The organism is Exiguobacterium sp. s26 (assembly GCF_018618235.1).
Lineage (GTDB): Bacteria > Bacillota > Bacilli > Exiguobacteriales > Exiguobacteriaceae > Exiguobacterium > Exiguobacterium chiriqhucha.
Genome location: NZ_JACSLS010000007.1, coordinates 75,429 through 87,223 on the forward strand (window position 1 = coordinate 75,429; position 11,795 = coordinate 87,223).

Sequence of the window (11,795 nt, forward strand, 5' to 3'; positions counted from 1 at the left end):
AAGTATACCCCATAAGCCACGTGGCGAAAACAGGGACTGTCCGCCAAGTGCGCATCTCGCTCTCGATTGAATCAATTTGTTTGTGTCACGGTCACGATCACATTTCCAGCCTTTCCTCCGGCATCAACGTATCGGTGCGCCGCGACGATGTCCTCGAGCGGATAAACCGAATCGATGACAGCCTTTAACCGGCCGGCTTCAAACAGCTCGTTCAAGAAAGCCAAATCCTCTTTCCGTTCACTGGCAGGTCCTTGCCCAGCGACAGAACTGAATTTCCCGTGTGCGGCGACATGTTTCCGGGCCATCCGCTTATCGATTTTACCAGCCGCATCGAACACAGCGTCGTATGTGGTCAGTTTCTCGTCGTAGCCGTCTATGGTGTAGTCAATCATCACGTCCGCGCCGAGATTTCTGACAAGTTCGAAGTTTCGCTCCCGACAGACTGCCGTTACGTGAGCCCCGTAATATTTCGCGATTTGAACGGCCATCGAACCGACTGCCCCGGACGCCCCGTAAATTAATACGGTCTTCGCTTGTTCGATGTTCGCTTTACGCAAAAAGTGAAGAGTCGTCGTCCCGCCGAACGGCAAGCTGGCTGCTTCGACAAAACTAGCGTTGTTCGGCATGCGCTCGACACATTTACTCGCTTTGACACACGCATATTCAGCATAGCCGCCGAACCGCATCCCGGTCAGTGCATAGACGCGGTCGCCGACCTTGAACTGCTCGACACGACTGCCCGTCTCGACGACCTCGCCTGCCAAGACGACACCGAGAATCGGTTGGCGCGGTGCCTTGAAACCGACGACGATTCGCATCGGCAGCTTGCCTAGAGCCGGTACATCGAGTGACCGCAACCGCCGGTCACCTGAATGGACGGCTGTCGTATGGACTTGAATCAATAACTCGTCCGATTTTGGCACAGGCTTGTCGACCTCTTGGAGTTGCAACACGTCCGGTGGTCCATATGCGGTACAAATCACTGCTTTCATCATGTTCCTCCTCACAAGACTGAACAAAACAATGAGCTGTCACGACAAAGGATTTTTGCACGGTTTAATCTACTATTGTCACATCTTCAACTTGTGAAACGTCAGCGTATAAAAAAATTGAAATACACTTATCTGTGACGTAGCTCTACTATATATTGTGTCATTTACTGATATTTTATATGAAATCTTACTATTTTTTGATAGGGTAAAGAAGAATGAACGAAGGAGGTATTTCTACTATGAAACAATACCATGATTTATGCACCCATATCCTCGAGCACGGTGTCGTCAAAGAGGACCGCACCGGGACCGGGACGACGAGCGTGTTCGGTTACCAGATGCGGTTCAATCTTCAGGACGGATTCCCCCTGGTCACGACGAAAAAACTACATACCCGCTCAATCATCCATGAACTGCTCTGGTTCATCACCGGCGATACGAACGTCAAGTATCTTCAAGATAACGGTGTCCGCATTTGGAACGAGTGGGCAGACGAAGACGGCAATCTCGGCCCTGTCTACGGGGCGCAGTGGCGCTCGTTCCCGAAACCAGACGGCACGAGTGTCGACCAACTCGCGCAAGTGATCGAGCAGATTAAGACGAACCCTGATTCGCGTCGCCTCATCGTCTCGGCATGGAATCCAGGGCAACTCGAGGACATGGCGCTCCCGCCGTGCCACCTGTTGTTCCAATTTTACGTCGCGGACGGCAAACTATCATGCCAGCTCTATCAACGTAGCGCTGACACGTTCCTCGGCGTACCATTCAACATCGCGTCATACGCCTTGCTCACGCACATGGTCGCCCATGTGACCGGCCTTGAGGTTGGCGACTTTGTCCATACGCTCGGCGACGCCCACATTTACCATAACCACCTCGAACAAGTGAACCTTCAATTGACACGTGAGCCACGCCCGCTCCCGACATTGAATATCTTGCGAGATGTGACGTCGATCGAGGACTTCCGTTTCGAGGACTTCGAAATCGTCGGCTATGACCCGCATCCTCATATCAAAGGAGCGGTCAGCGTATGATCGTCCACGTCGTCGCCATCGGAAGCAATCGAGAAATCGGGAAAGATAACGCCTTGTTGTGGCGCCTGCCCGATGACTTGAAGCAGTTCAAAGCCATCACGACGGGCCAAACGGTCGTCATGGGTCGTAAAACGTTCGAATCGATCGGTCGTCCGTTACCGAACCGCCGCAATATCGTCGTCACGTCAGAACGATCGTTTTCAGCTGAAGGTGTCGATGTCTGGCACGACCTCGAGTCGCTCAACACCGAGACGACAGACCTTTACATCATCGGCGGCGCGACGCTTTATGAGCAAACACTCTCGATGACGGACCGGTTCTATGTTACTGAGGTCGACGGCACGTTCGAGGCGGACACGTATTATCCACCGCTGCCGGACGGGCTCACCGTGACGGACGAACAGTTCCATCCGGTCGACGAGCGGCATGCCTATAGCTTCACTTTCCGTCAATATGACAAAAGGGACATCGACTGAGTCGACGTCCCTTTTTAGTCGGGCAATTTTTCGAGCCATTGCTCAATTTTTTCAGTGATGACATCATGATGGTCCTGTTCGGCCAAGTCGTCGTATAGCGTACCGAGCTCGAGTGCCGTCCGTTTCGACAACGCTAACACATGACTGTACTTGCCACGCTGCTCTTTGACGGCCGAGAGCGTCCCTCTCGTCTCCGTCGTACTCGATTCGTCTAAAATGAACATCTCCATATGATCGTTACAGGCGTAACGGTCGTAAGGACGATAGATGACCTCGTAACGTCGATGCTGTTTCGGCAACTGTTCGGCGAGCATGGTGTACTTCTCCGGGCTCATCGTCACGTAAGCGAGCCGTTTTTCTTCCCGGACCGCCGTCGAATAACGGATGATTCGATTGCGACCGTCACGCTTCGCCTTGTAGAGCGCCTCGTCGGCGTAAGCGCACCACTCCCCGAGTGTCATCCCGGTCTGACAGACACGCGTATAGCCGATGGACACCGTCACGTGATGCTCGTATGTAAACGTCATCTCTTCGATTCGGCTGCGGACCCGTTCGAGCACCGCATCGACGACGTGGCGCTCGGACACGTTCAAAATGATGAGGAATTCTTCCCCGCCGTAACGAATCAACTCGTCACTCGAGCGAATCGCCAAACGAACCTCCTCGGCGACGCGATGCAGCACCTCGTCCCCATACGCATGACCAAACGTATCGTTCAACTGCTTGAAATGGTCGATGTCGAGCAGCGCGAGGGTGAAGCTTTCACCGGACCGCTCTAGACGGGACATGAAGCGACTGAACGTCGCTTTCAAATATTTACGGTTGAAGGCGCCTGTCAATTCGTCGACGAGCAGCGCATTCGAGACGAGCCGTGCCTTCTCGATATGATGTCCGAGCCGCACGAGCCGCTCTTCCATCGGGATCCATTCTTCCCAATAATCATCGAACCCATACGAGTAGGCGGCGAGTCGATAATGTTCATTCGTTCCGATCACGATGAGCGGGACGTACAGCTTCTTCATCTTGCTGACGAACGATTGGATTGCCCGCTCCGGGAAGCGTGCCCACAGTTCGACATCCATGATGATCGCCTTCGGCACATCTTCATAATCGTATTCGACGGCTTCTTCTAACGTCTGTAAAAAGACAGGACGCGCCCCGAGCTTTTCCACCCGCGGCTTATAACGGCTGAACGTCGCAAAATTGTTCGACAAAATCAAGACGAGGTCCTCGTCTTCTTGCTCGATGCCGAGGATCGTATGGATATATCGTTTCACCGGGGCAATTAAGGCCATCGCTTCTGCTTGCGTCAGGACGGCCGGCAACTCACGCACGTCAGATTCGACACGACTGAAGATTTCAAGCAAGTGCATGAATCGTCGCTGTTTCACTTCTTGTTTCATCCAATCCAATAAAAACTCGATGTCTGTTGTTTGAATCTGTCTCGCGCTCGTGATTTGCGCCAAAATCTTATGTATACGATCTGTGAGTTGCTGCTTCATTCCCGACCCCCCAGTTTCGTTCTCCCGATATTCGCTACTGACTATGATTATGCGACTTCATCCACGAAAATACAACTATTTACTTATTTTTTCCCTATTGTTTTACAAAAAGTTAGTGCTTACGACCTAATAGACAATAATTAAAGAGCGGTCATGGACCGCCCTTCCCTTATTTACCAACTTTTAGGTTAGGAGATGTCATCTCTTCCGGACGAATCCATTGATCGAACTGCTCTTCCGTCAATAGTCCAGTCTCGAGCGCCGCTTCCTTCAACGACGTCCCATTTTTATGGGCGAGCTTCGCGATTTTGGCTGCGTTCTCGTAACCGATATGCGGGTTGAGTGCCGTCACGAGCATGAGCGACCGTTCCACGTTGTGTGCGATGACGTCCAAATCCGGTTCGATGCCGACGGCGCAATGCAAGTCGAACGAATGTAGACTGTCCGTCAACAGACGGCACGTCTGGAGGAAGTTGTACATGATGACAGGCTTGAACACGTTCAACTCGAAGTTTCCTTGGCTCGCCCCGAATCCGATTGTCGCATCATTGCCGAGCACTTGAGCCGCGACCATCGTCAACGCCTCGCTCTGCGTCGGGTTGACTTTTCCAGGCATGATCGAGCTGCCCGGTTCGTTTTCCGGAATCAAAATTTCGCCGATACCGGCACGCGGACCAGAAGCGAGCCAACGGACGTCGTTGGCGATCTTCATCGCGTCCATGGCGAGTGCTTTCAAGGCACCATGTGTGAATACGAGCTGATCGTGGCTCGTGAGCGCATGGAACTTGTTGACGGCCGTGATGAACTGTTTGCCGGTCTCTTGGGAGATTTTCTCGGCCACAACTTCGCCGAACTGCGGATGGGCGTTGATGCCCGTCCCGACTGCCGTTCCGCCGAGAGCGAGCTCTGTCAACGGTTCGAGCGTACGCTCAATCATCTGTTTCGACAGCTCGAGCATACGGACCCAACCGCTAATCTCTTGACCGAGCGTAACCGGCGTCGCGTCTTGCAAGTGCGTCCGACCGATCTTCACGATGTCCATGAATGACTCGGCTTTCTTCGCGAGCGTCGCGTGGAGCGCCTCGATTGACGGCAACACATGATCCTCGACTGCTAGGATGGCCGCAATGTGCATCGCCGTCGGATACGTGTCGTTCGAGCTTTGCGACTTGTTGACGTCGTCATTCGGATGGATCGTAAGCGTCTGACCACGCTCCTTCAACTTATCGTTCGCCAAGTGGGCGATGACTTCGTTGACGTTCATGTTCGACTGTGTCCCTGAACCCGTCTGCCAGACGACGAGTGGAAACTCGGCGTCATGTTGCCCAGCGACGATCTCATCTGCGACTTCGGCGATGACGTCGGCTTTCGCTTGCTCCAACACACCGAGCTCAGCGTTGGCGAGTGCGGCACCTTTTTTCAAAATCGCGAAGGCATGCACGACCTCAAGCGGCATTTTTTCCGTCCCGATTTTAAAGTTCTCTAGACTGCGCTGTGTTTGGGCTCCCCATTTGGCTGAAGCCGGAACGTTGATTTCCCCCATCGTGTCCCGTTCGATCCGATATTCCATGAAAATTCCCCCTCTTTTTTTGACTACGCTTTCATTTTAGCGAAACTTTTGCAAAAAAGAAATCATTCCCCTGCAATTGACAAAAAGTCGGGCCCGCGCCCGACTTTTAGCCTGTCATCAATGCCCGTTTCGCCACGTCGTGAGCCCGGTTCTCTGCTCGCGGAATCCATTTGATGAACTTATTCGGCAATTCGTCATACAGCGTTAGCACCTTGACGAACAACGGACGCATCGATTGGTCTTTGAGGAAGCGCTGTTCAAGCGCCCGTACGACCGTCTCGGCGTCTGAATAGAACATAAATGTCAATTCGCCCGTCAGTTCGTGTGCTTGTTCGAGGGCGAACGCGAGCGCGGCGAGCTCCGCCTGAACGCTGGTCAACCCGACGCGTTTGGCGATATACGTGGACACCGTGCCGTCGGTCGTCTTGATCCAGACGCCAAGACCGTTCTCACCCGCCTCCTGGTTCGTCGCCGCATCAAAATAAATGTGAACCAAAGCGATACGCCTCCCAATCGGTCTCAATCGGTGCATGAATATCGATGAGCGAGAGACGTTTCGACAAGAGCGCCACTTCTTCTTGCCCGTCGAGTTTCTTCGCATACTTCTGATGCGCCTCTTGGAGCGCTTCTTGTCTCACGATGTCGTATAGTGTTTCGACCGTGTCATACGACTGGACAAGAATGGTCGCTGTCTTCGGTCCAATGCCGCGGACACCGGGAATATTATCTGAGGCGTCGCCTTGGAGCGCCTTCACATCGACGAACTGCTCTGGTCGGACGCCGTACGTCGCAACGAACACTTCCCGATTCATGATCATCTCTTCCCCTTTTTTCGGAACGATTTGAAACACGTTCGGGGAAAGCAACTGATGCAAATCGCGGTCTGACGAATACATATACGATTCGCCCGGGAACGCGGTCGCGACGGCCCCAATCAAGTCATCGGCTTCGTACCCGGCGAGCTCAGACTGAAAAATCCCGCGCTCGGTCAACGCTGCCCGCAACTTGACGTAATCGTGGAACAACGGTTCCGGTAAGCCGGTGCGAGTCGCTTTATAGTCCGGAAAGAGGGCGTAACGATGCGTCGTTTCGCGTGGTCCGTCCCAAAAGAAGGCGATATGCGTGAAGTCGTTCGTCCACCCGTCAACTTTTCGAAGTAACCCCTTCAACGTCACATCGGGGTCGAGAGCCCGACGACGCTCTGTGGCAAAATAATAACGTGACAGGAGGTTAAACCCGTCGACCAACATCAATTTCATCATGCATTCACCTCACAAGCTTGTAATCCGCGCGTGAGCGCGTCCCGGTCGAGATTCTTTCCAATCCAGACGAAGACGGAACGCGAGTCGTCGCTCGGTTCGTTCGCGAACGTCGCCCCCATCAGTTGATTCGTCGCTTGGACGACGAATTTTGATGTTTCTCCGTCTAAACGGACAATCGCCTTCAAGCGATAGACATCATCTTCATAGTGCATGAGCACTTCTCGGACGTATTGAGTGACGCGTTCCCGTTTGAGCGGCACGTCCGTCGTGAGCGTGATGGCCCGAAGTGATGAGACCGAGGAGTGCCCGGCCGTCAGTTGCCCGAGGAGCTGTTCGTCGATTCGTGAGAGCTGGAACGTATTCTCCGTCAAGTCATAGTCGCCGACCGTCTGAACCGTCTCGATGACTCGAACGGTCGGATTCAGCGCATTAATCCGCTCATGCGCCTGTTCGAGCGCATCCGCATCGACGAGGTCGACTTTATTCAACAAAATTACGTCCGCATAGGCGATTTGATGAATTCCTTCAATAAATAGCTCACGGTCCAGTTGACTGGCATCGACGACCGTCAAAATCGCCGTCAACTTGAAACGCGTGCGTAAGTAGTCGTCATAATAAATCGTCTGAATGATCGGTGCCGGGTCGGCCACACCGGTCGTCTCGATGACGATGCGGTCGAACGTATCCTTTGATGCGAGCTGATAGAACGTCTTGCTTAAATCGCTTTGAATCGAGCAACAGATGCAACCGTTCGACAACTCGATCTGCTCTTGGTCCATCTTGACGATCAACTGTTCGTCGATATTCACCGACCCGAGCTCGTTGACGATGACGAGCAGCCGCTCGTCCGTCGCTTCTAGCAAGCGATTCATATAGGTCGTTTTTCCGGCGCCTAAAAAACCGGTCACCAATTGCACGGGAATCATGTACTGCACCTCACCTTATAAATTTTCGTGAACTCGCGCCCATTTCTCATAGCGCGCATCCAGCAAGTCAATCAAATGAAGCATCCACGCTTCTGTCGTGACCGGTAACACGCTCGAGCCCCACTCGCGCTTGCCGTGGTGGGATAAAATCATATGCCAAATCCGATGATGGGCGTCGAGCGACAACGTGACGCTTGCGGCCTGTTGACTCTTCTCGAACAACAGTCCGCCGTACGGCATATGTCCGATCAAGCTTCCCATCGGATTGATCGAGATGCCGGTCGTCTCACTCGTACCGTTGACCGAGAACAGTTGCTCGAACCGTTTCGGGGACGACAGCAAGTGACTGTACTCGAACAACTTGCCGATATCATGGAATAAAATCCCGAGCGCGAGTTCGTCCCAACGGAGCGGCTCCTTCAATTCTGCGATGGCCTCGCAGGCCGCATAGAGCGACTCAAACGTGCCCCGGAACGCCTGTTCAACTTTTACACCGTTCATCGTATTCCATACGTCTACTTTGTGCAACTGCTCGGCTTCTTTGATGACCCGAAACGCCATCGCCAAATGGTCGTCCTGTTCTTGGATGCGATAACCGAGTCGAAGCATACAGACCGTGTGCTTCAAGAGGCCGCCGACATAGTTATGATGATGATACAGTGCAGCCGGTGCGAGAACGAAATCGTCCCAATAGCGGTCGAGTAGCGACATCGCGATTGCTTGATAGTCAGGCGAGAGCGTCGACAGAATCGCGAACAGCTCGTCGGCGTATTGATCCATCGTCTCGTCTCCAGGAAGACCTGGCAACAATGAGACGGCCTCGTCCCGGGCAATCGGTTTGGCCCGGTCGATTGTGATTGACTTGGCGCCGTCCGGTTTCGGATAGACATCGATTTTCCCTTCAAGCTCGATCACACCAGACTCGTAAATCGGTAACAGCTGCTCTTCGTTGCCACGCAACCATTGCTTGGCACGGATGAGTCCGCTCGATGTCGTCAAATTCAGTTGCAGCCATTTGGCACCCGATTTGCCTTCTCTCACTTCGACTGTACTGACGAGCGCTTTCGTCTGGACCGGTGTCCCGTCCGTAAGGTCAGTCAATCGCGTCGACGCTTTTTCGACGGTCGGGAGTTGGAACCGAGTCCGGTCGAAGCCGCTCCCCGTGATCGGATCAATCTGTTGGTAATAATTCATATACAATCCCCTCCTTCTTCTCTTTGCCCATTGTATCGTGTTTTCCACTTCGAGGCGAACATACTTTCGTTATAGGTCATGAAGTTTCCTAAATTATATTGAAAGCGCTTACTAGAATTGATACGATAAAGATAGCTAGATAAAGGGGGAACTCACATGATTTCATTGGTAGATACGTACGAACGATTGATCGCAACAGGGGAAGCGACACGTTATGCCACTACGCACTCAACAATCGACAGTATATTACAAGCATCGACTTGCCCGGTCTCACATCACGAACTCGTCGCGGCGGTCTCAGGACATGCCGGCAACCCATATACGCCGGACCAGCTCGTCGACTCGGTCATCGAGCATGAGATGAAAGGCGCGATGGCCGTCCTCGTCGTTGCCGGCTATCCGATTCAAACACCGCTCGCCAAGGCCGTCGTCTTATCGGCGTTCGCCCGGACGAACCGGATGAATATCGAGAAGCTGAAAGAACTTGGTCATGCCGACCTACTCGTGCGCATCCAGTCGGCCGAACGGTCATGGAAACGAACGTATACACACTTATACCGCTCGGCACCGAGCCAGCTCTGTGACCAACTCGACTCACTCCTCGGCGGTTGTGCCGTCCATCGTGTGCTCGAAGCCATCGATTTCGATTCGAACGTAAAAACGGCATAAAAAAGAGCGGTCCCCGGGCCGCTTCTTTTTTTTATGCCGTTCATTAGCCTTCTGTCACTTCAACCGCTTCCGGTTCGAACAATGTGACGTTCCGTGCTGGTGAGAACGTTGAAATCGCATGTTTATAAATCAACTGTTGGCGCCCTTCCGATTCGACGATGACCGTGAAGTTGTCAAACGATTTAATGACTCCCCGAATTTGAAACCCGCTGACTAAAAACACGGTCGTCGGCACCATTTCTTTACGTAATTGATTCAAAAAATGGTCTTGAATGTTATAGCTAGCCTTCATGTTGCATTCCCCCTAGTCTATGTCTCTTTGAAATAATCGGAATTTTCGAAAAAACTCCTCAACTTCATCATAAATATTTTGATACGATAGTTCAAATGATTTTCGTCCCATATCGACCCAAATCCCATTAAATTGATGACGGAACCATGTCAATTGACGTTTTGCGAACTTGCGCGTGTGCTGTTTGAGCGTCTCGCTCATCTGCTCTCGGGTCATCAATCCATCAAGATACGGAACGACTTCCTTGTAACCGATGGCGCGCATCGCTTGCGTGTCCCGGTAACCAGCCGCGAGCAAGCGCTCGACTTCCTCGATGAGGCCCGCTTCGAGCATCAAGTCGACACGATGGTTGATGCGCGAGTAGAGCACGTCCCGGTCCGCATGCAAGATGAACAGTTTATAGGCGTAATGTTCCGACGGGAGGCTGTCCATCGCCTGGGCGTCGCCTTGGAGCGCGACTTCAAGGGCCCGGATGACGCGGCGGACGTTATTCGGATGAATGCTCTCGGCCCGTTTTGGATCGAGCGATTGCAGACGCGCATGCAGCGCCTCAGGTCCATCCGTCTCAGCTTCTAACTCGAGCGCTTCTCGCAATTCGTGATTGACCGGTCGTTCTGTGAACTCATAGTCATAGAGAATCGCACGGATGTAGAGACCTGTCCCGCCGACCAGAATGGGCAATTTTCCGCGCGCATAAATATCATCGATCGCCGCCCGGGCCAACTTTTGGAAAGTGGCGACGCTCATCGCCTCGTCCGGGTCGCATATATCAATCAAATGATGCGGAACCCCTTCCGCCTCCTCGACCGTCACTTTTGCCGAACCGATATCCATCCCGCGGTACACTTGGACCGAGTCGCCCGATACGATTTCACCGTTGAACGCTTTGGCGAGCTCAATCCCTGTCTTCGTCTTTCCGACAGCCGTCGGTCCGACGAGGACGATGACTGGTGTCTTTTCCATCCTTGTCACTCCTCAAACGAAAGACCGTCCCTTAAAGGAAACGGCCCGTTAAATTCTTCTTTTAATTGTATCATCAAACACGACCGCAAACAGCATCCATCCGCATAATAATAGTCCCATCAGTAAAATTAAGCCGTCACTCATCCGAGGTCGCCTCCTTTACGTATCTCATTCCCACTTTTCACATTTTAGACACAAATGAATGCGCAAAAAAACGACGCTCCCAAAGGAGCACCGTTCATTGTGTCACTTCTACTAAACGGCGCTGGCGCCACATCGTCAATCCAAAATAAAGGATCGCGGTGCCGCTCGCGGCCCACCACATAACGCCATAGAGCGGCGTCATCAAATTCGCGAGACCGAACAGTGCCGGAATAATCAACGTCAACCAGGCGAGCACGAATGCGACCCGGGCCGTCAATCCGTCAATCTGCCGCCCTAGGCCCATCCCCATGAAGAACAGTCCCCACAAGAGCGACCAGAACAACCACGTGACTGCTCCCATCACATCGCCCGTCGTGAATCCGATCACCGCATAGAAGACGGCCGAAATCGATACGAAGAGCGAGAACCATCCGACGCCCCGACCGTCCAAATCGAACAGGAACGTCACACCGACGTACAAATACGTGAACGCGAACAAGTAGATGCTCGCATATCCAAACATCTCCGCCGAACTCGCCCCGATGACGAGCCACGTCGCGATAAACGTCTGCAACAGGCCTGTGAACAGACTAAACACACCCGCACTCTTAACGTCCACTTTTCCAAACAAAACGAGGCTGTTGATGAACAGTGCCACGCCTCCAAATAATAAACTTATATTTCCCACACTCATTGCTCCTTCGTACAGATGTCTGACGTCTAATTTTATCTACGTCCACTGTAACGTGAATTCGCTTTCAGTGCAAGCGG

The 11,795-nt window shown here is 52.8% G+C and carries 13 protein-coding genes; 3 read left to right on the forward strand and 10 right to left on the reverse strand.

The window, feature by feature from the left end; all coding sequences use genetic code 11:
* Positions 1–71 precede the first annotated feature (71 nt).
* Positions 72–992, reverse strand: coding sequence for an NAD(P)-dependent alcohol dehydrogenase (locus KNP82_RS11605; RefSeq protein WP_214713695.1), 921 nt, complete (start codon positions 990–992; stop codon positions 72–74).
* A 239-nt stretch (positions 993–1,231) separates the two neighbouring features.
* Here KNP82_RS11605 and KNP82_RS11610 point away from each other — a divergent pair, with 239 nt between their 5' ends.
* The gene (locus tag KNP82_RS11610) at positions 1,232–2,026 is read left to right on the forward strand and encodes a thymidylate synthase (protein ID WP_029595584.1); all 795 of its coding nucleotides are present in this window, start codon (positions 1,232–1,234) and stop codon (positions 2,024–2,026) included.
* Positions 2,023–2,502 carry a dihydrofolate reductase gene (locus KNP82_RS11615; RefSeq protein ID WP_214713697.1) on the forward strand — a complete coding sequence of 160 codons (480 nt, stop codon included), beginning with the start codon at positions 2,023–2,025 and terminating at the stop codon, positions 2,500–2,502. Before KNP82_RS11610 ends, KNP82_RS11615 begins: the two co-directional genes overlap by 4 nt.
* 14 nt (positions 2,503–2,516) lie before the next feature.
* On the opposite strand, the gene KNP82_RS11620 is transcribed toward KNP82_RS11615, so the two are convergent.
* The 6 genes from KNP82_RS11620 to KNP82_RS11645 form a co-directional block, all read right to left on the reverse strand.
* Positions 2,517–4,004 (reverse strand): GGDEF domain-containing protein, encoded by a 1,488-nt coding sequence (locus KNP82_RS11620; protein ID WP_029595586.1) that lies wholly within the window; start codon positions 4,002–4,004, stop codon positions 2,517–2,519.
* Between the two features lie 169 nt (positions 4,005–4,173).
* Positions 4,174–5,574, reverse strand: coding sequence for a class II fumarate hydratase (gene fumC / locus KNP82_RS11625; protein ID WP_214828086.1), 1,401 nt, complete (start codon positions 5,572–5,574; stop codon positions 4,174–4,176).
* 106 nt (positions 5,575–5,680) lie between these two features.
* Complete coding sequence (locus KNP82_RS11630) at positions 5,681–6,070, reverse strand: reverse transcriptase-like protein (protein ID WP_214828088.1); 390 nt, start codon at positions 6,068–6,070, stop codon at positions 5,681–5,683.
* Positions 6,051–6,836: a 5'-3' exonuclease gene (locus KNP82_RS11635; RefSeq protein WP_251128732.1), complete on the reverse strand. Its 786-nt coding sequence runs from the start codon at positions 6,834–6,836 to the stop codon at positions 6,051–6,053. Before KNP82_RS11635 ends, KNP82_RS11630 begins: the two co-directional genes overlap by 20 nt.
* Positions 6,833–7,762 (reverse strand): CobW family GTP-binding protein, encoded by a 930-nt coding sequence (locus KNP82_RS11640; protein ID WP_029595588.1) that lies wholly within the window; start codon positions 7,760–7,762, stop codon positions 6,833–6,835. The genes KNP82_RS11635 and KNP82_RS11640 overlap by 4 nt, the downstream gene beginning before the upstream one ends.
* 15 nt (positions 7,763–7,777) lie before the next feature.
* Complete coding sequence (locus KNP82_RS11645) at positions 7,778–8,956, reverse strand: DNA-binding protein (protein WP_029595589.1); 1,179 nt, start codon at positions 8,954–8,956, stop codon at positions 7,778–7,780.
* Positions 8,957–9,112: 156 nt separating this feature from the next.
* Between KNP82_RS11645 and KNP82_RS11650 the strand changes: the two genes are divergently transcribed.
* The gene (locus KNP82_RS11650; RefSeq protein ID WP_214828091.1) at positions 9,113–9,625 is read left to right on the forward strand and encodes a hypothetical protein; all 513 of its coding nucleotides are present in this window, start codon (positions 9,113–9,115) and stop codon (positions 9,623–9,625) included.
* A 43-nt stretch (positions 9,626–9,668) separates the two neighbouring features.
* Here KNP82_RS11650 and hfq read toward each other — a convergent pair whose 3' ends face one another.
* The 3 genes from hfq to KNP82_RS11665 all read right to left on the reverse strand — a co-directional run bounded on the left by hfq (position 9,669) and on the right by KNP82_RS11665 (position 11,712).
* Entirely contained in the window at positions 9,669–9,917 is a 249-nt protein-coding gene (hfq, locus tag KNP82_RS11655; RefSeq protein ID WP_021067304.1) for an RNA chaperone Hfq, read from the reverse strand.
* A gap of 12 nt (positions 9,918–9,929) precedes the next feature.
* The gene (gene miaA / locus KNP82_RS11660; RefSeq protein WP_058763507.1) at positions 9,930–10,880 is read right to left on the reverse strand and encodes a tRNA (adenosine(37)-N6)-dimethylallyltransferase MiaA; all 951 of its coding nucleotides are present in this window, start codon (positions 10,878–10,880) and stop codon (positions 9,930–9,932) included.
* A gap of 238 nt (positions 10,881–11,118) precedes the next feature.
* Complete coding sequence (locus KNP82_RS11665) at positions 11,119–11,712, reverse strand: AmiS/UreI family transporter (RefSeq protein ID WP_214828092.1); 594 nt, start codon at positions 11,710–11,712, stop codon at positions 11,119–11,121.
* Between the last annotated feature and the right edge of the window lie 83 nt (positions 11,713–11,795).

Excerpts from the sequence above, each read along its gene's own strand:
- KNP82_RS11650 (WP_214828091.1), top strand. The coding sequence starts at position 9,113 with ATGATTTCATTGGTAGATACGTACGAACGATTGATCGCAACAGGGGAA.
- fumC (WP_214828086.1), bottom strand. The coding sequence starts at position 5,574 with ATGGAATATCGGATCGAACGGGACACGATGGGGGAAATCAACGTTCCG.
- KNP82_RS11635 (WP_251128732.1), bottom strand. The coding sequence starts at position 6,836 with ATGATGAAATTGATGTTGGTCGACGGGTTTAACCTCCTGTCACGTTAT.
- KNP82_RS11620 (WP_029595586.1), bottom strand. The coding sequence starts at position 4,004 with ATGAAGCAGCAACTCACAGATCGTATACATAAGATTTTGGCGCAAATC.
- KNP82_RS11640 (WP_029595588.1), bottom strand. The coding sequence starts at position 7,762 with ATGATTCCCGTGCAATTGGTGACCGGTTTTTTAGGCGCCGGAAAAACG.
- KNP82_RS11605 (WP_214713695.1), bottom strand. The coding sequence starts at position 992 with ATGAAAGCAGTGATTTGTACCGCATATGGACCACCGGACGTGTTGCAA.
- KNP82_RS11645 (WP_029595589.1), bottom strand. The coding sequence starts at position 8,956 with ATGAATTATTACCAACAGATTGATCCGATCACGGGGAGCGGCTTCGAC.
- hfq (WP_021067304.1), bottom strand. The coding sequence starts at position 9,917 with ATGAAGGCTAGCTATAACATTCAAGACCATTTTTTGAATCAATTACGT.
- miaA (WP_058763507.1), bottom strand. The coding sequence starts at position 10,880 with ATGGAAAAGACACCAGTCATCGTCCTCGTCGGACCGACGGCTGTCGGA.
- KNP82_RS11615 (WP_214713697.1), top strand. The coding sequence starts at position 2,023 with ATGATCGTCCACGTCGTCGCCATCGGAAGCAATCGAGAAATCGGGAAA.
- KNP82_RS11610 (WP_029595584.1), top strand. The coding sequence starts at position 1,232 with ATGAAACAATACCATGATTTATGCACCCATATCCTCGAGCACGGTGTC.